Source organism: Sulfitobacter sp. 1A13421 (genome assembly GCF_043557285.1).
GTDB lineage: Bacteria > Pseudomonadota > Alphaproteobacteria > Rhodobacterales > Rhodobacteraceae > Sulfitobacter > Sulfitobacter faviae.
In genome coordinates, this window is the sequence record NZ_JBIFFQ010000001.1 from 519,986 (window position 1) to 540,384 (window position 20,399).

Here is a 20,399-nt window from a genome sequence, read left to right on the forward strand (position 1 = left end):
TCAACACTATGAAACGCAATGTTCTTATCATCGGCGCGGGCGGCGTCGCACAGGTCGTGGCGCATAAATGCGCGCAGAATAATGACCGTTTGGGTGACTTGCATATCGCCAGCCGCACGGTCTCCAAATGCGAGGCGATCATCGCAAGCGTGCATGAGAAGAACGCGATGAAGCAGGACGGCGTTTTCAAGGCGCATGCCGTCGAGGGGATGGACACCGATGCCGTGGCCGCCCTGATCAAGGAGACCGGCTGCCAGATCGTCATCAACGTGGGCTCGCCTTTCGTGAACATGACCGTGCTGCAGGCCTGCATCGACACCGGTGCCGCCTATATCGACACGGCGATCCACGAAGACCCGACCAAAATTTGCGAGACCCCGCCGTGGTATGGCAACTACGAGTGGAAGCGCCGCGAGGCCTGCGCCGAAGCGGGCGTGACCGCGATCTTGGGCGCTGGCTTCGATCCCGGCATGGTCAACGCCTTCGCCCGTTTCGCGGTGGATGAATTCATGGATGAGGTCAAATCCATCGACATCGTCGATATCAACGCGGGCAACCACGGCAAATATTTCTCGACCAACTTTGACCCTGAGATCAACTTCCGCGAGTTCACCGGCACGGTCTACAGCTGGCAGGAAGGCGCGTGGCAGGAGAACAAGATGTTCGAAGTGGGTCGCGAATGGGACCTGCCCGTGGTCGGCAAGCAGAAGGCCTATCTGTCGGGCCATGACGAGGTGCATTCGCTTTCCGCGAACTACCCCCAGGCTGACGTGCGCTTCTGGATGGGCTTTGGCGACCACTACATTAACGTCTTCACCGTCTTGCAAAACCTCGGCCTGCTGTCCGAGCAGCCCGTGACCACCGCCGAGGGGCTGGAGGTCGTCCCGCTGAAAGTGGTGAAAGCCGTGCTGCCCGACCCGTCGAGCCTTGCGCCCAACTACACCGGCAAGACCTGCATTGGCGATCTGGTGAAAGGCGTGAAGGATGGCGAAGAGGTCGAGGTCTTTGTCTATAACGTCGCCGATCACAAGGACGCCTATAACGAAGTGGGCAGCCAAGGCATTTCCTACACCGCGGGCGTGCCGCCGGTGGCCTTTGCGATGCTGATCGCCGATGGCACCTATGACACCGCCACCATGGTCAATGTCGAAGAGTTGGACCCCAAGCCCCTCTTCGGTCTGCTCGACGACATCGGCCTGCCCACCCGTGTCAAAGACGACAAGGGTGACCGCGCGTGGCACGAGGCTTGAGCCTCTCTTGAAACGCAAAAGGCGACCCTCAAAGGGTCGCCTTTTCTAATTCTGCCGACGAAACTTAGTATTTCGCGGCGAAGTCATCGACTTGACGCTCGGCCTCGTCTTTGGCGATGCCATAGCGTTCTTGAATCTTACCCACCAGCTGCTCGCGATTGCCACGGGCTTCGGCGATTTCGTCATCGGTCAGATCGCCCCATTGCGATTTCACCGCGCCGGTCATCTGGTTCCAATTGCCTTCGATACGGTCCCAATTCATCTTAGGTCTCCTTTCTTCGGCTGTTAAGACGCGGGAGGATCCCGCTCTTGCAGGCTCAACGCTGGCGCGAAGTCTGGGTTCCGGCGAGCGCGAGGTGCGGCGGAAAGGCGCCGCCCTCCGCCGTCAGTTGAACTGTTCCGAGATCAACCGCTCTTCCAGCCCATGACCGGGGTCGAAGAGGATGCGGTGGCTGACGCTGGGGTCGGACGAGACCTCGACCGTCGTTACATCGCGGTGCGACTGGCCGTCGGCATCGGCCATCACGGGGCGTTTTTGCGGCTCTTGCACATCGAAACGCACCGTGGCCCGTTTCGGCAGCAAAGCCCCACGCCAGCGGCGCGGGCGGAAGGCGGCAATCGGGGTCAAAGCCAAAACGTCAGAACCGATGGGCAGGATCGGCCCATGGGCGGAGTAGTTATAGGCGGTGGAGCCCGCAGGCGTCGCCACCAGCGCCCCGTCGCAGACCAGTTCCTCCATCCGCTGACGCCCGTCTATCGTGATGCGCAGCTTGGCCGCCTGCGGCCCCGCGCGCAGCAGGGACACCTCGTTGATCGCCAGCGCGGTCGAAATCGTCCCGTCGATATGGGTGGCGCGCATGACCAAAGGGTTAATCACCGCCTCTTCCGCCGCCGCCAACCGCGCTTGCAGGTCGCCCTCTCGGTAGGCGTTCATCAAAAAGCCGATGGTGCCCCGGTTCATCCCATAGACCGGCGCGTCCATGTCTTGGGTGCTGTGCAGCGTGTGCAGCATGAACCCGTCGCCCCCAAGCGCCACGATCACCTCGGCCTGACGCAGTGGCACATCGCCATAACGCCCGATCAAAGCGGCCCGGGCCGTCTGTGCCACGCTGGCCCGGCTGGCCACAAAAGCGATCTTTAAAGACATGTCAGCAGGCTCATTCCGGCGAAGTTTCCGATCATCGGCGTTTGGGGCCAAAACAATCACATTATTCCGCGCGCCACCAGTGTTGACGCACATATCTTGCAACCTGTCGGTTTACAGCCTTCACCTCAGGCCGCGTTTCCGATAGGCAACACGCGAAACCAGCTCCAATGAGGATCCCCTGATGTCCGATTTCTTCACCAAATCTCTCGCTGATTCCGACCCCGCCCTCGCCGCTGCGATCGATGCCGAACTGGGCCGCCAGCGCGACGAGATCGAGTTGATCGCCAGCGAGAACATCGTCTCGGCTGCGGTGCTAGAGGCGCAGGGCAGCATCATGACCAACAAATACGCCGAAGGCTATCCGGGCCGCCGCTACTATGGCGGGTGTGAGCATGTGGACGTGGCCGAGAACCTTGCCATCGAACGCGCCTGCGCGCTGTTCGATTGCCAGTTCGCCAATGTGCAGCCGAACTCCGGCAGCCAAGCGAACCAAGGTGTCTTCACAGCGCTTTTGCAACCCGGCGACACCATTCTGGGGATGAGCCTTGATGCCGGCGGCCACCTGACCCACGGGGCCAAGCCGAACCAGTCGGGCAAATGGTTCAACGCCGTGCAATACGGTGTGCGCAAACAGGACAATCTGCTGGATTACGACCAAGTCGCCGAACTGGCGAAAGAGCATCAGCCCAAGATGATCATCGCCGGTGGCTCTGCCATCCCGCGTCAGATCGACTTTGCCAAGATGCGCGAGATTGCCGATAGCGTGGGTGCCTATCTGCTCGTCGACATGGCGCATTTCGCGGGCCTCGTGGCTGCGGGTGAGCATCCCTCCCCCTTCCCCCATGCGCATGTGGCGACGACCACGACCCACAAGACCCTGCGCGGCCCGCGCGGCGGCATGATCCTGACCAATGACGAGGCGATTTCGAAAAAGATCAACTCCGCCATCTTCCCCGGCATTCAGGGCGGCCCCCTGATGCATGTGATCGCGGCCAAGGCCGTGGCCTTTGGCGAAGCGCAGCAGCCTGAATTCAAAGCCTATGCCAAACAGGTCATCGCCAATGCGCAGGCGCTGTCGGATCAGTTGATCAAAGGCGGCCTCGACACCGTGACCCACGGCACCGACACCCATGTTGTCTTGGTCGACCTGCGCCCCAAAGGCGTGAAGGGCAACGACACCGAGAAGGCTCTGGGCCGGGCGCATATCACCTGCAACAAGAACGGCGTGCCGTTTGACCCGGAAAAGCCGATGGTAACGAGCGGTATCCGTCTCGGCTCCCCCGCGGGCACGACACGCGGCTTTGGTGAGGCCGAGTTCCGCCAGATCGCCGATTGGATCATCGAAGTGGTCGACGGGCTGGCGGCCAATGGTGCCGATGGCAATGCCGAGGTCGAGGCCAAGGTGAAAGCCGAAGTCGAAGCGCTGTGCCAGCGTTTCCCGATGTATCCGAACCTGTAAGCTCTCTGGCCCTCGCAGCGATGCGGGGGCCACCTTACCCTCCGGCCGGGCGGCGCCCGACCGCGGGTGGGCATCGCAACCTGCGTTCCTACCGCTTTATTTCTCAATCATGATGTGCGGCCAAGGTGATGTGCCCGGCAGCAAAAGCGCCCGCCCATGGGGCGGTCGGGCGCTGCCCGGCGGCGCAAAGCGCCTTGTTTCCGGGCGATCATCGCCAGACAGCCCCCCTTGCCGATCCCCCCTCCCCGCGCCACATTCTCTCGCAAAGGAGAACCGCATGATCATTCACCCCAAGGGCAGCCGCCCCTCTGAACGCGGCCCCGACGATTACTTCACCGGAGAGGTCGAGATGACGCCGCTGATCTCGGCCCCCGCCCCCGCCCGCCTGCGCGGGGTGACGGTAACCTTTCAGCCCGGCGCGCGCACCGCGTGGCATGTCCACCCTCTGGGCCAGACCCTGATCGTTACCGAAGGCACAGGCCGCGCCCAGACCGAAGGCAGCCCGGTGCAAACGTTGAACAAGGGCGATGTCGTCTGGTTCGGCCCCGGAGAGAAACACTGGCACGGGGCCGCGCCCGACAGCGCCATGACCCATATCGCCCTGCAAGAGGCACAGGTCGGTGAGGCGGTCGAATGGATGGAAAAGGTGTCGGACGCGGATTACGACCCGGCCTGAGCCCATCGGCGCGGCACTTACACGTAGCCGCGCCACCAAAGCCAGATCACAAAGCCTGCGAAAACCACCAGAATATTGAAAGCCACCCCGGCCAGCCGGTCAAGGATGATGCCGCGCCGCCGGGCCTTTGGGTCGATCTCTTTCAAATGCGCCGTAACCCGGTTGAAGGCGGCCCAAACCGGGGCATCCTCCAACTGGCGGGCGATATGGGGATTGGCGACCAGATGCTCGGTCTTGCTGAGCAACACCCCATCGCCGCGAATGCCGCGCGGCAGTTCCGGCCCGGCGCGGTGAAACGCCTCGCGCAGATCGCGGGCCTTGATGCGCAGACGGTCCTCGAACAAAGGGCGCAGCGCCTCGGCGCGGGTGTCGAAATTTTGGCGGTCAATCATGGGCGCATCTAATCGCTCTGGTCCCCGGGCTGCAATGCCCTTAAATTTGCCCGCATGTTGAATTACTCCGAATATGGCGAAGCCACCGCCGACCGCCCGACCCTGCTTATTGTCCATGGCCTCTATGGCTCTGGCCGCAACTGGGGCGTGATCGCCAAGCGTCTTGCGGACGCGCGTCATGTCGTCACCGTCGACATGCGCAACCACGGCAGCAGCCCGCATCACGACACCCACAGCTACCCCGAAATGGCGCAGGATCTGGCCGAGGTGATCATGCATCTGGGCGGCCCGGTGGACATCTGCGGCCACTCGATGGGCGGCAAGGCGGTGATGATGCTGGCACTGACCCGGCCCGAGCTGCTGCGCCGCGTGATCGTCGCCGACATCGCGCCCGTCGCTTACGGCCACACGCAGCAAATGTTCATCGACGCCATGCGCGGCGTGGACCTAAGCGGGGTCGAGCGCCGCTCGGACGCCGAGGCGCAGCTGGCCGAGGCGGGGGTGGAGCGCGCCTTGCAGAGCTTTTTCACCCAATCGCTCGACCTGCCCGGCAAGCGCTGGCGGCTGAACCTCGACGCGCTTGAAGCGGAGATGCCCAAGATCATCGGCTGGCCCGAGGATGTGACCGGCCAGTTCGCGGGGCCGACCCTGTTCCTGTCGGGCGGTGCCTCGGACTATGTCCAGCCCGAACACCGCGAGGCGATCAAGGCGCTGTTCCCACAAGCGCGTTTTGCCAAAATCCCCGGCGCGGGGCATTGGCTGCACGCAGAGAAACCGCGAGAGTTCGAAGCCACGCTGCGCATCTTTCTAAACGCCGAAGCGGCCGCGCCCGCGGGCTGACCCCTTCCGCCCCGGCGGATCGCCCCTGCATAGCGCCCGCAAAGGTTGAACAGACAGCCCCGCCCTTATTTCTGGGGCCGTCAAAGCCATTCCCCCCTTGCAGCCCGTGCCGCCATCCCTATAAGGCAGGACAATTTGCAAAATTAGGGGGCCGCCATGCCGAAACGTACCGACATCCAGTCGATCATGATCATTGGTGCGGGGCCGATTGTCATCGGACAAGCCTGCGAGTTCGACTATTCCGGCGCCCAAGCCTGTAAAGCGCTGAAAGAGGAAGGCTACCGCGTCATCCTCGTCAACTCCAACCCCGCCACGATCATGACCGATCCAGGCCTAGCCGACGCGACTTACATCGAACCGATCACGCCCGAGATCGTCGCGAAGATCATCGAGAAGGAACGCCCCGACGCGCTGCTGCCCACCATGGGCGGGCAGACGGGCCTGAACACCTCGCTGGCGCTCGAAGAAATGGGCGTGCTTGAGAAATTCGGCGTCGAGATGATCGGCGCCAAGCGCGAAGCCATCGAGATGGCCGAGGACCGCAAGCTCTTCCGCGAAGCGATGGACCGTCTGGGCATCGAAAACCCCAAGGCCACCATCGTCACCGCCCCGACGCGCGAAGACGGTAAGAAAGACCTCGCCGCAGGCGTGAACCTTGCTCTTGAGGCGCTGGAATACGTGGGCCTTCCGGCGATCATCCGCCCTGCCTTCACCATGGGTGGCACTGGCGGCGGCGTGGCCTACAACCGCGAGGATTACGAGTTCTACTGCCGCTCGGGCATGGATGCCTCGCCGATGGGCCAGATCCTCGTCGACGAGAGCCTGCTGGGCTGGAAGGAATACGAGATGGAGGTGGTGCGCGACACCGCCGACAACGCCATCATCGTCTGCTCGATCGAGAACATCGACCCGATGGGCGTGCACACCGGCGACAGCATCACCGTGGCCCCTGCGCTGACGCTGACTGACAAAGAATACCAGATCATGCGCAACCACTCCATCGCGGTGCTGCGCGAGATCGGGGTGGAGACCGGCGGCTCCAACGTGCAATGGGCGGTGAACCCCGCCGATGGCCGCATGGTGGTGATCGAGATGAACCCGCGCGTGTCGCGCTCTTCCGCGCTGGCATCCAAGGCCACGGGCTTCCCCATCGCCAAGATCGCCGCGAAACTCGCCGTGGGCTTCACGCTGGATGAGCTCGACAACGACATTACCGGCGTCACCCCCGCCTCCTTCGAGCCGACCATCGACTATGTGGTCACCAAGATCCCCAAATTCGCCTTCGAGAAATTCCCCGGCGCCGAGCCGAACCTGACCACCGCGATGAAATCGGTGGGTGAGACCATGGCCATTGGCCGCACCATCCACGAGAGCCTGCAAAAGGCGCTGGCGTCGATGGAATCGGGCCTCACAGGCTTTGACGAAGTCGAAATCGCCGGCCTCAATAGTGACCTTCCCGGCGATGCGCCCGAGAATATGGCGGCGCTTATCAAAGCCGTATCGGCGCCTACCCCCGACCGGATGCGCACCATCGCCCAAGCGATGCGTCACGGCATGTCGGACGACGATCTGCACGCGCATACGATGTTCGACCCGTGGTTCCTTGCCCGTATCCGCGAGATCATCGAGGCCGAGGAAGGCGTTCGCGCAAACGGCTTGCCAAGCGACGCCGATACTTTCCGCGAGTTAAAAATGATGGGCTTCACCGACGCCCGCCTCGCCATGCTGACCGACAGCCGCGAGGCACAGGTCCGCGACGCGCGGCTGGCGCTCGGCGTCAAGGCCGTGTTCAAACGCATCGACACCTGCGCCGCCGAGTTCGAGGCGCAGACGCCCTACATGTACTCCACCTATGAAACCCCGCTGATGGGTGAGGCGGAATGCGAGGCGCGGCCCTCGGACCGCAAGAAGGTCGTCATCCTCGGCGGTGGCCCGAACCGGATCGGTCAGGGCATCGAGTTCGACTATTGCTGCTGCCACGCCTGCTATGCGCTGACCGATGCGGGCTATGAGACCATCATGGTCAACTGCAACCCCGAGACGGTTTCGACCGACTATGACACCTCCGACCGCCTGTATTTCGAGCCGCTCACCTTTGAGCATGTCATGGAAATCCTGCGCGTCGAGCAGGAGAACGGCACGCTGCACGGCGTCATCGTGCAGTTCGGCGGCCAGACCCCGCTGAAGCTTGCCAATGGTTTGCAAGAAGCGGGCATTCCGATCCTCGGCACCACGCCCGACATGATCGATCTGGCCGAAGACCGTGAGCGTTTCCAGCAGCTTGTGCTGAACCTCGGCCTGAAACAGCCGCGCAATGGCATCGCCCATTCCGATGCAGAGGCGATGGAGATCGCCAAGGAAATCGGCTTCCCGCTGGTGATCCGCCCCTCCTACGTGCTGGGCGGCCGTGCGATGGAGATCGTGCGCGATCAAGCCGGCCTTGAGCGCTATATCACCACCGCCGTCGTCGTCTCGGGCGACAGCCCGGTGCTGCTCGACAGCTACCTGTCGGGCGCGGTGGAGCTTGACGTCGACGCGCTCTGCGATGGTGAGAATGTCCATGTGGCGGGCATCATGCAGCACATCGAAGAGGCGGGCGTCCACTCCGGCGACAGCGCCTGTTCGCTGCCGCCCTACTCCCTCCCGCGCGAGGTGATCGAAGAGGTCGAAGAGCAGACCCGCGCGCTGGCAAAGGCGCTCAACGTTGTGGGCCTGATGAACATCCAGTTCGCGGTGAAAGACGGCGAGATTTACCTCATCGAGGTGAACCCCCGTGCCTCGCGCACCGTGCCCTTCGTGGCCAAGGCGACCGACAGCGCCATCGCCTCCATCGCCGCGCGGATCATGGCCGGCGAGCCGCTGAGCAATTTCCCGCAGCGCCCCGCCTACCCCGATCAGGCCGCCTATGAAGACACGCTGCCCTTGGGCGACCCGATGACGCTGGCCGACCCTAATATGCCGTGGTTCTCGGTCAAAGAAGCCGTGCTGCCTTTCGCCCGTTTCCCCGGCGTCGACACGCTGCTGGGGCCAGAAATGCGCTCCACCGGTGAGGTCATGGGCTGGGACCGCGACTTCCCCCGCGCCTTCCTCAAGGCGCAGATGGGCGCGGGCAACCCGCTGCCGCGCAAGGGCTGCGCTTTCCTGTCGGTTAAGGATGCGGATAAGGGCCAGAACATGCTGGATGCTGCGAAAATTCTGCTGGACCAAGGTTTTACCCTCATCGGCACCCGTGGCACGGCGGAATGGCTCACCGCCAATGGCCATGCCTGCGATGTGGTGAACAAGGTCTACGAGGGGCGCCCCGACATCACCGATATGATGAAGAACGGCGAGGTACATCTGGTGATGAACACCACCGAAGGCGCACAGGCGGTCGAAGACAGCAAGTCGATCCGCTCCATCGCGCTTTACGACAAGATCCCCTATTTCACCACCGCCGCAGGCGCCCATGCCGCCGCATTGGCGATCAAGGCGCAGGCCGAGGATGCGATCGGCGTGAAAGCGCTTCAGGGATAAGAAAAAGGGGCTGCCCATCGGGCGGCCCCTTTCGCATTTGGGCATCGGTGCCCGCCTAGCTGATGATGCACCGGATCCAGCAAAGCTGAGGCGCGAAACGCATCCGTGTGGCATGCGAGACGTTGACCTCGGTGCCCTCCAAGCCGATCTGCGCAATCGGCTCGTACATGAAAGAAGTCTCCACCAGCACCAGACGGTCACCATTGGCCATCAGCGGCACCCGTTCACGCGAAAGCCCCGCGATAAAGTCGATGTCGAGCAGGCTGTCCAGCCCTATGCCTTGCGAGAAATCCACCGCCAAAATCCGGCGGTCCAGACTGTCGCAATTCAGAATGCACCGCACCTGCGTGACGCGCAGAGAGACTTCGTAACCGGTGAGTTGCTCCGCCACCGATTGCAGGCCCAAGAGATCAGCGGCGTTGATCGGCGTCGTCTGCCGCGACAGGCTGTCGGCGATGACGGCGGTGGCATCGGTCGCCATCCCACGCACCCGAAAGGCATCGGTAAAGGTCAGCATCGCCATGATCGACCAGACCAACAACGGCAGCAGAACCAGAAAGGCAATCGTCTGACTGCCCTCTTCCGACCGGACGAAACCTTTGAATACGATCCCCCTCATCCGCGCGGCTCCGTCACGAAAGCGGTGGTGACCCGCACGCCATATGTGCCATCCGACCCTTCGGGCAATTTCCGGCCCAAGCCTGTCCCCGGCAAAAGCGGATCGAAAAGGCGACAGACCCGCATCATCATCAGGTTGTTCTGCTGGCCGGGCAAAAAGCCATTTGCCGGGTCGAAATCCTCATCCCGATCCACACAAGGTGCGGGCCCGCCCAAGTTGGCCCAATCGGCAATCGGCATGGCGCGCATCTCAATCCGGATATTCTCAATGCAGCCCGCATCGAAAACCGACCGCTCACAAATCAGCGCCTTCATCGCGTCATAGCCTGGCACAGAACCGGTGGCCAAACGCACGTCCCGCACGGCCAAATTCGTGGCCCGGCGCAGCATGATCTCACGCGCGCTCCACAACCCCGTCTCAAGCGCGAGGAAGAAAAAGTAAAAGACGAGCGGCAAAAGGATGACGAACTCGATGGTGACCCCGCCCGCCTCGGACCGGCGAAAGCGGTCTTTGACGAAGCGGATCATTTCGTCAGCCTCAACATAGAGATGGACGCCGCGATCATGTCGAAGGCGGTTTGGATTTCGAGACCCTGAACGTCGAAGTAATGGGCCTCGGAAGAGGCGCAGTCTTTCAAAAGGCTGAGGGAGTTGGTGCTGTCGACATCCATGCCGATGGAATAGACGACGACGCCAGCAGTATTGGCTAAGCCGCAGATTTGGCGCAGACGGCGGTCCTTCTCCCCAGAACTGATCGTGTTGGTTACATAGTCTCGGAAGTCGGCGGCTCGATCTGCTACATTTGAATACCGCCGGATACCATATAGGTTGTAGCCATAGTAGTAGGGAGACATTTCAGCCCAGACTTGAGGCCAAGTAAGGTCCTCTTCTTCCGCGCGCCATGCATCACTGAAGTTCGGATGTTCAATTAGCCTGTAATCACTCCAAATTCGATCACGGTAAGAGGAATGGGAAGCGTAGAAATACCTTTCGGGATAGGGGCGCTGCCCATCGTTTTCAAGGGCATTCTCGGGGGAGTCCACGGTGTAATAGTCTGTCCTTCCTACGCTGGTTCGGGTAACCCCAGATGGGCCGGACGTATAGTTGGGGTGAAGTCGATATTCCTCACGGTTTTCACCGTCGGTCATCAAAACCAAGACTTTCATACTGTTATCCGCGTCATAGGGATGCGGACGACCCCGAAACTCTGGCTCAATGTGACCGGACGTAACCAAATTTCTGACAGGTCCCTGTGCCGAAGGGTCAAGCAGTGCCAGCCCCCACTTGGCTCCCATATCAATAGAAGTCGACCCAAGTGCTGTGAGGGCAGCGATTTGAGCTTGCAACTCGCGGACGGAACTGGACAGGGGCGTGATTGGGAAACCGGCGTCAAACCGACAAACCCACTGGCCTGCGGTTGGAGACCAAGCGGACATGGCTCCAATCAAAAAGTGGCCTGTGCGTTGTAGCTCTTGGTTTGTGCTTAACCCCAGATGGGTAAAATCGTCCGCATCGAAATCAACACAGTTTGAGTATGCATGCTCCTCTGTTGCCGAATATTGGCTAAGCAGCTCTTCCCCCGCGTTAACTTTGGTCGAATAGGGAACAATTGAAATCGACACCCGCCCCTCTTCGGAATCGCTTAGGATCGTCTCAACGAAATCGCTGGCCGCGTTCTTGAGCAGGTCAAGTTTGACCCTTCGGCTGCCATCACTGGTTCTCTCCCCCATCGACCCCGACACGTCCAACACCAGCGAAATCTCAATATCCTCCACCCGCTCGGTCGCCTCCGAGCTGATGGTCATACTGAGTGAATCGATGTCGAAAAAACGGAAGAAATAGGTGTTCAGCCCTGCCGGAAGCGAGGCTTCGACGGTCCGCCCCACCAGAATGCCACCGATCTTTTCTTCGCTTGAATCGATCACCACTTCGGATGCATCAAGCCCGGCGGAAGTCAGGTAGCTGCGCACAACCTCTTCTGGGTCGAGGTCTTGCGACAGGCTCGCCGCGGCCAGCACGGCATTGTCGAGATGGGTCTGAAAGGTGGTCCGCGTCCGCTCGTGGTTGGCCAGGTCCACGGCCAGCCCGCCAAAGATCGTGATCCCGAAAAACACGACCAACATGAGGACCAGCATGCCGCCGCCCTCGTCCTTGCGAAAACGCTTTGCCCGCTCGCAAAGCATTCGACTGATAATACTGCGCCTCATGACACCTCTCTTTTTCGGAGGTTGAATCCGTAAGCAAATTCTGTGCTTTAGGCTGCGGCATCCGCGGATGGTGGACCTGTAAATCACGCGCCGGAGGGGCCGCTGCCTCAAAAAACCCTGACTGTTCTCGTTCAATTAATGATTGCTAATGCTCAATCACTGCGCGCTTCCGGTTGCATAGTCAAGCCAGCGCGCGGGGGCCGGGGCGATCAAAATTCGCAACTGTAGCGGCATTCACACGTCTTCCCCGTCAAAGCCGTGGCAAGTCCTGCGCGGTTTCGCTAGAGTATGGAACCTGCACCTTGCTGCCCCCTGCATCAAAGTGCACCGACATGACAACGGCCCTTGCAATTCGCCCGGGGCTGCTCAGCTTTATCAGACCAGCCATGCCGTTGGAGAGAAAGGGATCACACCGATGTATCAAGCCGCCATCACCGGTACGGGCGTTTTCACGCCGAAGCAAACCATCACCAACGCCGAACTGGTCGAAGCCTTCAACGCCTATGCCGACCTCTACAATGCCGAAAATGCCGAGGCGATCGAAGCGGGCACCCTGGAGGCCAAGGCGCATTCCTCGGAAGAGTTCATCGTCAAAGCCAGCGGCATTGAACAGCGCTATGTCATGGATAAATCCGGCGTGCTGGACCCCAATGTGATGCACCCCCTGCTGCGCCAGCGCGCGGATGAGGAACCTTCCCTCATGGCCGAAATGGCCATTGATGCCGCGCAGAAGGCGCTCGCCGCCGCTGGAAAGAGCGCCGAGGATGTGGACGCGGTGATCTGCGCCGCCTCCAACCTCGAGCGGGCCTATCCTGCCGTGGCCATCGAGATTCAGGAGCTTCTTGGCGTGAAGGGCTTTGCCTTTGACATGAACGTCGCCTGTTCTTCGGCCACTTTCGGCATTCAGGCAGCGGCGGATATGATCCGCTCCGGCTCCATCCGCTCCGCCCTCGTGGTGAACCCCGAGATTTGCTCAGCCCACCTCGAATGGCGTGACCGCGATTGCCACTTCATCTTTGGTGACGTGGCCACCGCCACGCTGCTGGAACGCGCCGAAGATGTCGAAGGCCCCTGTTTCGACGTCATCTCTACCCGCTGCGCAACCGAATATTCCAACAACATCCGCAACAACAACGGCTTCCTCCGCCGCTCCCGCCCCGATGGGCTGAGCGACCGGCGCGATATGCAGTTCATGCAGAATGGGCGCAAAGTGTTTAAGGAAGTGTTACCCATGGTGGCCGACCATATCGGCGGGCATATGTCCGACAACGGGTTGGAATCCGCCGACCTCAAGCGCATCTGGCTGCATCAGGCGAATAAGTCGATGAACGATTTCATCGGGCGCAAAGTGCTGGGGCGGGAGCCTGAGCCGGGCGAACAGCCCAACATTCTGCAAGACTACGCCAACACCTCCTCCGCCGGGTCGATCATCGCTTTCGCCAAGAACTCCGACGATCTGAAAGACGGCGACACCGGGCTGATCTGCTCCTTCGGGGCGGGCTATTCCGTCGGCTCCGTCATCGTCAAAAAGCGCGGCTGACGCGCAGCGCCCGGCCCTAAGATCAGGGCGGGGTTTGCATCTTGATCCGCTGTCATGGGCGGCGTAACACCCTGTCCATGGCAAAGCTTTACTTCAATTACTCCACCATGAACGCCGGTAAATCCACGGTGCTGCTTCAAGCGGCGCATAACTATGTGGAACGCGGCATGGTGCCCTTTTTGCTCACCGCGCAGTTCGACAACCGCGCGGGCGAAGGGCGCATCGCCTCCCGCATTGGCATTGGGCAAGAGGCCGATACTTTCGCCCCGGGCGAAGACCTTTTGGCCAAGATCGAAGCTCGGTTGGAGCAAGGCCCCTGCGCCTGTATCTTTGTCGATGAGGCGCAGTTTCTGGAGGTCGAGCAGGTCTGGCAACTGGCCCGCGCGGTGGATGATCTGGGCGTGCCGATCATGTGTTTTGGCCTTCGCGTCGATTTCCGGGGCGAGCTTTTCCCCGGCTCCGCCACCCTGCTGGCGCTGGCCGATGAGATGCGCGAAGTGCGCACCATTTGCCATTGCGGCAAGAAAGCCACGATGGTCGTGCGCCGCGACGCCGAAGGGCAAGCGATGCGGGACGGCGCGCAGGTGCAGATCGGCGGGAACGAGACATATGTCTCGCTCTGCCGCAAACACTGGCGCGCCGCTGTGGGCGACGGTTAAACCCGGTTCGGCGGGGTCTCTCCGTCGATGAAGGCTTGTAGATTGGCCACCGCCATCAGCCCCATATCGACACGGACTTCATGCGCCGCCGTGCCGAGATGCGGCAGCAGCACAGCATTGTCGAGATCACGCAGCGCCTGCGGCACTTTGGGCTCGAACTCATAGACATCCAAACCCGCACCGCCGATGCGCCCCGCTTGCAGGGCTTCGATCAACGCGGCCTCCTGCACCACATCGCCGCGGGCGATGTTGATCAGATGGGCATGGGGCTGCATCGCGCCGAGAACGGCTTCATCGATCAGATGCCGGGTCTCGCCGCCGCCGGGCACGGCGATGACAAGCACATCCACGGCTTCAGCCAGCCCGGTCAGGCTCTCGACACGGGTAGCGGGAAAATCGAGGTCTTTCTCACTGCGGTTGAAATAGCTGACCTGCATTTCGAACCCATAGTGGCAGCGCCGCGCGATGGCCTGCCCGATCCGGCCCATGCCAACGATGCCGACCCGTTTGCCTGTCAGATGCAGGCCCAGCATCTGCGTCGGGTGCCAACCGGCCCAAGCGCCGGAGCGGACCAGCCGCTCCCCTTCGGCAGCGCGGCGGGCGGACATCAGCATGAGTGTCATGGCGACATCCGCCGTGGCATCGGTGACGGCGCCGGGGGTGTTGGTCACCTCCACCCCCGCCGCGCGGGCCGCTGCCGCGTCGATGTGGTTATAGCCAACGCCAAAATTGGCGAGGATCTTGCTGCGCGGCTCGGGCACATCGGCGAAAACCTCCGCCGAGAATGCATCCCCCAGGGTCGGCATCACCCCGTCATAATCGCGCAGCGCCGCGCGCATTTCTTCGCCCGAAAGCGGCGCGGTTTCCTCGCGCACCGTCACTTCGCAGCCCTTTAACGCCTCGGTGACTTCTTTGGGCAAGGGTCTGGCAATCAATATCTTTTTCAATGCATCCGCCCTCCTTCGGGCACTTTTTGATCGGGCGACAAAAGCACGATCTCTCCGTCCTTGTCGGGCAGGCCGAGCACCAGCACCTCGGACATGAAAGGCCCGATCTGGCGCGCGGGGAAGTTAACCACGGCCACAACCTGCCGTCCAACAAGCGTTTCCGGTGTATAATGCGCGGTGATCTGGGCCGAGGTCTTACGCTCGCCGATCTCCTCGCCGAAATCCACCCAGAGTTTGATTGCAGGCTTGCGCGCTTCGGGGAAGGCTTCGGCCCGGGTCACGGTGCCGACGCGAATATCGACCTTCAGGAAATCGTCGAAAGTGATCTCAGCCATTGGCCAGCTCCCGCGATCTGTCCGCCGCGGCGGCAACCGCGCGCTTGAGAAGGGGCGGGAAGCCTTCGGCCTCATCCATCAAAACCTCAAGCGCCGCTTGGGTCGTGCCATTGGGGCTGGTGACGTTGACGCGCAGCTGCGCCGGGTCTTCTTCAGCCTGCATCGCCAGCGCCCCTGCCCCGGCGACCGTCGCCTTGGCCAATTGCATCGCCAATTCCTTGGGCAGGCCTTGGGCCACACCGGCGGCGGCCATGCATTCGATCATGTGAAAGACATAGGCCGGGCCGGAGCCGCTGACCCCGGTGACCGCGTCGATCTGCGCCTCTTCGGTCAGGCGGACGACCTCACCCACCGCGCTCAGCAGCGTTTCGGCCTCATCCAAGGACCGGTTGCCCGCCTTGGCGTTGCCGACGATGGCGGTGATCCCTTTAGAAATGGCGGCAGGCGTGTTGGGCATGGCCCGCACAATGGGCGTGTCGCCGCCGAGGACGCTTTCGAAATAGCCGATGGTCGTGCCCGCCGCGACGCTGACGAACAGCGTCTCACCATTGCCCATCGCCTGAAGCGTCGGCAGCGCGTCCGCCATCATCTGCGGTTTAACTGCCACCAGCACCACCGCTGGCGCGGCGGGCAGGTCGGCTTTCAGGTTCACGCCGGTATCTTGCAGCCAATCGGACGGTTTCGGGTCCACGACCCAGACCGTGCTTGCCGGCAGCCCCTTCGCCAGCCAGCCCTCCAACATGGCCGATCCCATTTTGCCACAGCCCAGCAAAACCAGACCGTCGCGTGCCACTCTCCCGTCTTTCATCCTATCCCCCGAAGTTGTTCGGGGACTTTGTTACGCCCGGCCGTAAGCCTCTGCAATGGCGACGTCCATCGCGGCCTTTGGGGATTGATCGCCCCAAACGAGCAATTGCAGCGCAGGATAGTAGCGTTCCGCGCTCATGACGGCGGCACCGATCATCGTGTCGATCTGCTCTGGCCCCGCGACCTGTCCGCCCGCCAAAACCAGCCCGTAGCGGTAGACCATCAGCTGCTGATCGGCCCAGAAGCTGAAGGCCCCCGCCCAGCATTGATCGTTGACGAGGTTTAACAATTCGTAAAATTCCGGCAGTTTTTCAGCCGGAGGCTCCATCTCGAAGGTGCAGATCAGCCGCAGCGTTTCGTCGTAAGCCGACCATGCCAGCGTGATCGAATAGGTCCGCCACTGCCCCTCGACCGCCATGGCGATCTGGTCATCCGCCACGCGGTCGAATTCCCAATCGTGATGGGCCGCGAGATTTTCAACGATATCAATGGGGTGGATTTCTTCTTCAAGGTAATGCTCGGACAGGGCCATTTCGCCACCTCTCAATCTGTTCCACGAGGCGGGACCTGGCCCACCATGCATGGAAGCCTGCACAAATAGGCGTGTAGGTTCACATCACCTATACAAGATATGGTGCTTGCAGCGGAACAGTCTGGCAAGTTTTTTCTTGGGGATAACCACAATTGATAGGGGATAACCGCAATAACTTGTGGGTAAATCGCGGAAATCGTCTATAAATTGGAGGGAGAGGGCGCGAGGGGCCGCAAACGGCCCTGTCAACGCGGGGGATCGCCGCCCCGGCCCGGGGCGGCTGATCGAATTCTATCGGGTTCAGTCCTTGGCTTCGAGCTTGTCGAGCCGCGCTTTCAGCGCTTCGTTCTCTTCGCGGGCCTTCTGCGCCATGGCGCGCACCGCGTCGAACTCCTCACGGGTGACGAAATCACGATCGGCGAGCCAACGGTCGAGCATGCCCTTGAAGGCGGTCTCGGCCTCGTCCTTGGCGCCTTGGGCGACGCCCATCGCGTTTGTCATCATCTGTGAAACATCGTCGAAAAACTTGTTGCGGGTCTGCATGTCTGGCCTCCGGAGGTTTGTTAGCCTCTATATGGGGCGCGACGCCCTTGCTCGCAAGGTTGACTTCCCCGCGCGGCCTTGCTCAATCAGCAGCATGATAGCCATGCTCCCCTTCCCCGATATCGCGCCGGAAATCTTTTCGGTGACCCTGTTTGGTTCCACCTTCGCGCTGCGCTGGTATGCGCTGGCCTATATCGTGGGCATCCTGCTGGGCTGGCGCATTGCCACTGCGGCGGTCAAACGCCCCCAACTGTGGAAGAACGACACGCCGGTGATGAAACCCGGTCAGGTCGAGGACCTGCTCTTTTGGGTCATTCTGGGCGTGATCCTTGGCGGGCGTTTGGGCTATGTGCTGTTTTACCAACCGGCCTATTACCTGTCGAACCCCGCCGCGATCTTGCAGCTTTGGGAGGGCGGCATGTCCTTTCATGGCGGGGCGCTTGGGGTCATTCTGGCCGGTCTTTTCTATACATGGCGGCACCGGATTCCGGTGATTTCGACCGGGGATATGGTCTGTCTGGGGCTGGCGCCGGGGCTGTTTTTGGGGCGGCTTGCGAATTTCATCAATGCCGAACTGTGGGGCCGCCCGACGGATCTGCCTTGGGGCGTGGCCTTCCCCGGTGAAGCGGCGCAGTTCTGCCCCGATGTGGCGGGCATCTGCGCGCGCCACCCCTCGCAGCTCTATGAGGCGCTGCTGGAGGGGCTGCTCTTGGGCGGCGTGCTGCTGTGGATGGCGTGGAAACGCGGCGCGCTTAAAATGCCGGGGCTGATCGGTGGCACTTTCCTTGCGGGCTATGGCGCGGCACGGTTCGCGGTAGAGTTCCTGCGCCAGCCCGACGCGCAATTCGTCACCCCCGGCAACCCGCTAGGGCTGGCATGGCATATCGGCGGCTGGGGGCTGACCATGGGGCAAATCCTATCGCTGCCGATGATTGCCGTGGGCGTCTTCCTCATCATCCGAGCGCGGCGGCAGGCATGAGCCTGAAGGACCATCTGCTCACACGGATCGCGCTGGAAGGGCCGATGCGGCTGGACGCCTATATGCAGTCCTGCCTGCTGCATCCCGACTGGGGGTACTACACCACCCGCGCGCCTTTCGGCCCGGACGGGGATTTCATCACCGCCCCCGAGATTAGCCAGATGTTTGGCGAATTGATCGGCCTGTCACTGGCGCAAAGCTGGCTGGATCAGGGCGCGCCCTCCCCCTTCACACTGGCCGAGCTTGGGCCGGGCCGGGGGACATTGATGGCCGATATTCTGCGCGCCACGGCGCGGGTGCCGGGGTTTCAGGTGGCGGCGCAGGTCACGCTGGTCGAAGCCTCTCCTTCTTTACGCGAGGTGCAGCGCGAGACGTTGCGAGGGGCCGATGTCACTTGGGCCGAAAGTGCCGCTGACCTGCCAGATGCGCCGCTGTTCCTCGTCGCCAATGAGTTTTTCGACGCGCTGCCAATCCGGCAATTCATCCGCCAAGGCGCAGGCTGGGCCGAGCGCCGGGTGGGCGCGGCAGAGGGGGCGCTGACCTTTGGCCTCGGCCCCGTGACCCCACAGCCTGCCCTTGCCCATCGGCTGGAGGATACGAAGAACGGCGACCTTGTTGAGCTTTGCGCCCCGGCGGCGGAGATCATGCAAGAAATCGGCAAACGCATCGCGGCCCATGGCGGCGCGGGGCTGATCATCGACTATGGCGATTGGCGCGCCTTGGGCGACACGCTGCAAGCGCTGGAGAACCACAGCCCCGCCGATCCCCTCGCCAATCCCGGGCAGGCCGACCTGACCGCCCATGTCGATTTCGAGGCGCTGGCCCGCGCCTGCCCCTGCCCCCATAGCCGCGTGGTCACCCAAGGCGTTTTTCTGGAGCGGTTGGGCATCACCCCCCGCGCGCAGAAACTGGCCGAGGCGCTGACCGGCGACGCGCTCAGCAACCATATTGCCGCACATCGACGGTTGACGCACCCGTCGGAAATGGGAAACCTGTTCAAAGTGATGGGGCTCTACCAAAAAGGTCAGACCCCGCCCCCGGGGACAGAAGTATGACGCTCGAAATTCTGACATCCGATGCGCTTGCGCCTTTGCGGCACGGGTTTTTCACCCGCCGTGGCGGCGCGTCATCGGGGGTGTTTTCCGGGCTGAACTGCGGCAGCGGCAGCTCGGACCAATCCGAAATCGTGCGCATCAACCGCGCCCGCGCCGCCGAGGCGATGGGCCTGCCTGCCGACCATCTTGTCGGCGTGCATCAGGTGCATTCCGCCACCGTCGTCACGGTGACGGAGCCACACGACGACAAGCCCCGCGCCGATGCCTTGGTCACCAAAACCCCCGGCATCGCCCTGTCGATCCTGACCGCCGACTGTCAGCCTGTGCTCTTTGCCGATGCGCAGGCCGGGGTGGTGGGCGCGGCCCATGCAGGCTGGCGCGGCGCGCTTGACGGGATACTCGAGGCGACGGTCGACGCCATGGTCGATCTTGGTGCCACCCGCGAAAAGATCACCGCGGTGATCGGCCCCTCCATCAGCCAGCGCGCCTATGAGGTCGGGCCGGAGTTTATGGACAACTTCATGAATGCCGACCCCGAGTTTGCCCGCTACTTTGCCCAAGGCGAAGGCGACCGGCTGCATTTCGACCTGCCCGGCTTTGGCCTGAACCGGCTGCGCGCGGCAGGGGTGGGCCATGCGGAATGGACGCGGCATTGCACCTACGCCGATGCCGCGCGATTCTATTCCTACCGGCGCACGACCCACGCCAAAGAAGCGGACTATGGCCGCTTGCTCTCGGCGATCACCCTCTGAACGGGGCGGGATTGCGGCAAAGCCTGCCCGTTTCGCGCCGCATTGCTGTTGCCAAATTTGAGCCGATCCACCTGAAACAGCGCCATTGTTTCCTGAGAACCCCGCAAACTACCGGAAATTAACGTTTTTTGAAGTAAGGCAAGGG

General features: G+C 62.0%; 21 protein-coding genes. 10 read left to right on the top strand and 11 right to left on the bottom strand.

Translation table 11 applies throughout. The features are described from left to right. The first annotated feature begins 8 nt into the window (after positions 1-8). Positions 9-1,250: a saccharopine dehydrogenase family protein gene (locus tag ACGYLI_RS02550; RefSeq protein ID WP_394416852.1), complete on the top strand. Its 1,242-nt coding sequence runs from the start codon at positions 9-11 to the stop codon at positions 1,248-1,250. 64 nt (positions 1,251-1,314) lie between these two features. Here the strand turns inward: ACGYLI_RS02550 and ACGYLI_RS02555 are convergent, their stop codons facing one another. Next, on the bottom strand, positions 1,315-1,512 hold the full coding sequence (locus tag ACGYLI_RS02555) for a CsbD family protein (RefSeq protein WP_067267282.1): 198 nt from the start codon (positions 1,510-1,512) through the stop codon (positions 1,315-1,317). A 123-nt stretch (positions 1,513-1,635) separates the two neighbouring features. After that, the gene (locus ACGYLI_RS02560; RefSeq protein ID WP_067267283.1) at positions 1,636-2,397 is read right to left on the bottom strand and encodes an NAD kinase; all 762 of its coding nucleotides are present in this window, start codon (positions 2,395-2,397) and stop codon (positions 1,636-1,638) included. 181 nt (positions 2,398-2,578) lie between these two features. On the opposite strand from ACGYLI_RS02560, the gene glyA reads away from it, so the two are divergent. Continuing rightward, on the top strand, positions 2,579-3,856 hold the full coding sequence (gene glyA, locus ACGYLI_RS02565) for a serine hydroxymethyltransferase (protein ID WP_259945921.1): 1,278 nt from the start codon (positions 2,579-2,581) through the stop codon (positions 3,854-3,856). Positions 3,857-4,133: 277 nt separating this feature from the next. Beyond that, positions 4,134-4,532, top strand: coding sequence for a cupin domain-containing protein (locus ACGYLI_RS02570; protein WP_394416854.1), 399 nt, complete (start codon positions 4,134-4,136; stop codon positions 4,530-4,532). Between the two features lie 17 nt (positions 4,533-4,549). On the opposite strand, the gene ACGYLI_RS02575 is transcribed toward ACGYLI_RS02570, so the two are convergent. Then, positions 4,550-4,924: a hypothetical protein gene (locus ACGYLI_RS02575; protein WP_394416856.1), complete on the bottom strand. Its 375-nt coding sequence runs from the start codon at positions 4,922-4,924 to the stop codon at positions 4,550-4,552. Between the two features lie 54 nt (positions 4,925-4,978). On the opposite strand from ACGYLI_RS02575, the gene ACGYLI_RS02580 reads away from it, so the two are divergent. Continuing rightward, positions 4,979-5,764 (top strand): alpha/beta fold hydrolase, encoded by a 786-nt coding sequence (locus ACGYLI_RS02580; protein WP_394416858.1) that lies wholly within the window; start codon positions 4,979-4,981, stop codon positions 5,762-5,764. A gap of 156 nt (positions 5,765-5,920) precedes the next feature. Continuing rightward, the gene (carB, locus tag ACGYLI_RS02585; RefSeq protein WP_394416860.1) at positions 5,921-9,280 is read left to right on the top strand and encodes a carbamoyl-phosphate synthase large subunit; all 3,360 of its coding nucleotides are present in this window, start codon (positions 5,921-5,923) and stop codon (positions 9,278-9,280) included. 55 nt (positions 9,281-9,335) lie between these two features. Here carB and ACGYLI_RS02590 read toward each other — a convergent pair whose 3' ends face one another. From ACGYLI_RS02590 to ACGYLI_RS02600, 3 genes are read right to left on the bottom strand one after another with little or no spacing between them, the layout of a single operon-like run. Then, positions 9,336-9,899 carry a TadE/TadG family type IV pilus assembly protein gene (locus ACGYLI_RS02590; RefSeq protein ID WP_394416862.1) on the bottom strand — a complete coding sequence of 188 codons (564 nt, stop codon included), beginning with the start codon at positions 9,897-9,899 and terminating at the stop codon, positions 9,336-9,338. Next, complete coding sequence (locus ACGYLI_RS02595; RefSeq protein WP_394416864.1) at positions 9,896-10,426, bottom strand: TadE/TadG family type IV pilus assembly protein; 531 nt, start codon at positions 10,424-10,426, stop codon at positions 9,896-9,898. The genes ACGYLI_RS02590 and ACGYLI_RS02595 overlap by 4 nt, the downstream gene beginning before the upstream one ends. Further along, positions 10,423-12,105 carry a pilus assembly protein gene (locus tag ACGYLI_RS02600; protein ID WP_394416866.1) on the bottom strand — a complete coding sequence of 561 codons (1,683 nt, stop codon included), beginning with the start codon at positions 12,103-12,105 and terminating at the stop codon, positions 10,423-10,425. The genes ACGYLI_RS02595 and ACGYLI_RS02600 overlap by 4 nt, the downstream gene beginning before the upstream one ends. A 415-nt stretch (positions 12,106-12,520) precedes the next feature. On the opposite strand from ACGYLI_RS02600, the gene ACGYLI_RS02605 reads away from it, so the two are divergent. Both ACGYLI_RS02605 and ACGYLI_RS02610 read left to right on the top strand, forming a co-directional pair. After that, positions 12,521-13,645, top strand: coding sequence for a beta-ketoacyl-ACP synthase III (locus ACGYLI_RS02605; RefSeq protein WP_394416868.1), 1,125 nt, complete (start codon positions 12,521-12,523; stop codon positions 13,643-13,645). A 77-nt stretch (positions 13,646-13,722) separates the two neighbouring features. Then, complete coding sequence (locus ACGYLI_RS02610; RefSeq protein WP_067267300.1) at positions 13,723-14,304, top strand: thymidine kinase; 582 nt, start codon at positions 13,723-13,725, stop codon at positions 14,302-14,304. On the opposite strand, the gene ACGYLI_RS02615 is transcribed toward ACGYLI_RS02610, so the two are convergent. The 5 genes from ACGYLI_RS02615 to ACGYLI_RS02635 form a co-directional block, all read right to left on the bottom strand. Beyond that, positions 14,301-15,251 carry a 2-hydroxyacid dehydrogenase gene (locus tag ACGYLI_RS02615; protein ID WP_394416869.1) on the bottom strand — a complete coding sequence of 317 codons (951 nt, stop codon included), beginning with the start codon at positions 15,249-15,251 and terminating at the stop codon, positions 14,301-14,303. The genes ACGYLI_RS02610 and ACGYLI_RS02615 overlap by 4 nt on opposite strands. Then, a complete protein-coding gene (locus tag ACGYLI_RS02620) occupies positions 15,248-15,586 on the bottom strand; it encodes a tRNA-binding protein (protein WP_209218245.1) in 339 nt (112 codons plus the stop codon). The genes ACGYLI_RS02615 and ACGYLI_RS02620 overlap by 4 nt, the downstream gene beginning before the upstream one ends. After that, complete coding sequence (gene proC / locus ACGYLI_RS02625) at positions 15,579-16,394, bottom strand: pyrroline-5-carboxylate reductase (protein WP_394416871.1); 816 nt, start codon at positions 16,392-16,394, stop codon at positions 15,579-15,581. The genes ACGYLI_RS02620 and proC overlap by 8 nt, the downstream gene beginning before the upstream one ends. 30 nt (positions 16,395-16,424) lie before the next feature. Continuing rightward, positions 16,425-16,925 carry a YbjN domain-containing protein gene (locus ACGYLI_RS02630; RefSeq protein ID WP_394416873.1) on the bottom strand — a complete coding sequence of 167 codons (501 nt, stop codon included), beginning with the start codon at positions 16,923-16,925 and terminating at the stop codon, positions 16,425-16,427. A gap of 300 nt (positions 16,926-17,225) precedes the next feature. Further along, positions 17,226-17,468 carry an accessory factor UbiK family protein gene (locus tag ACGYLI_RS02635; RefSeq protein WP_067267308.1) on the bottom strand — a complete coding sequence of 81 codons (243 nt, stop codon included), beginning with the start codon at positions 17,466-17,468 and terminating at the stop codon, positions 17,226-17,228. Positions 17,469-17,562: 94 nt separating this feature from the next. Between ACGYLI_RS02635 and lgt the strand changes: the two genes are divergently transcribed. The 3 genes from lgt to pgeF are packed head-to-tail and all read left to right on the top strand — an operon-like array spanning position 17,563 to position 20,254. Further along, positions 17,563-18,447: a prolipoprotein diacylglyceryl transferase gene (gene lgt / locus ACGYLI_RS02640; RefSeq protein ID WP_322328280.1), complete on the top strand. Its 885-nt coding sequence runs from the start codon at positions 17,563-17,565 to the stop codon at positions 18,445-18,447. After that, positions 18,444-19,502 (top strand): class I SAM-dependent methyltransferase, encoded by a 1,059-nt coding sequence (locus ACGYLI_RS02645; protein WP_394416875.1) that lies wholly within the window; start codon positions 18,444-18,446, stop codon positions 19,500-19,502. The genes lgt and ACGYLI_RS02645 overlap by 4 nt, the downstream gene beginning before the upstream one ends. Then, positions 19,499-20,254: a peptidoglycan editing factor PgeF gene (gene pgeF, locus ACGYLI_RS02650; RefSeq protein WP_394416877.1), complete on the top strand. Its 756-nt coding sequence runs from the start codon at positions 19,499-19,501 to the stop codon at positions 20,252-20,254. Before ACGYLI_RS02645 ends, pgeF begins: the two co-directional genes overlap by 4 nt. The last annotated feature ends 145 nt before the right edge of the window (positions 20,255-20,399 follow it).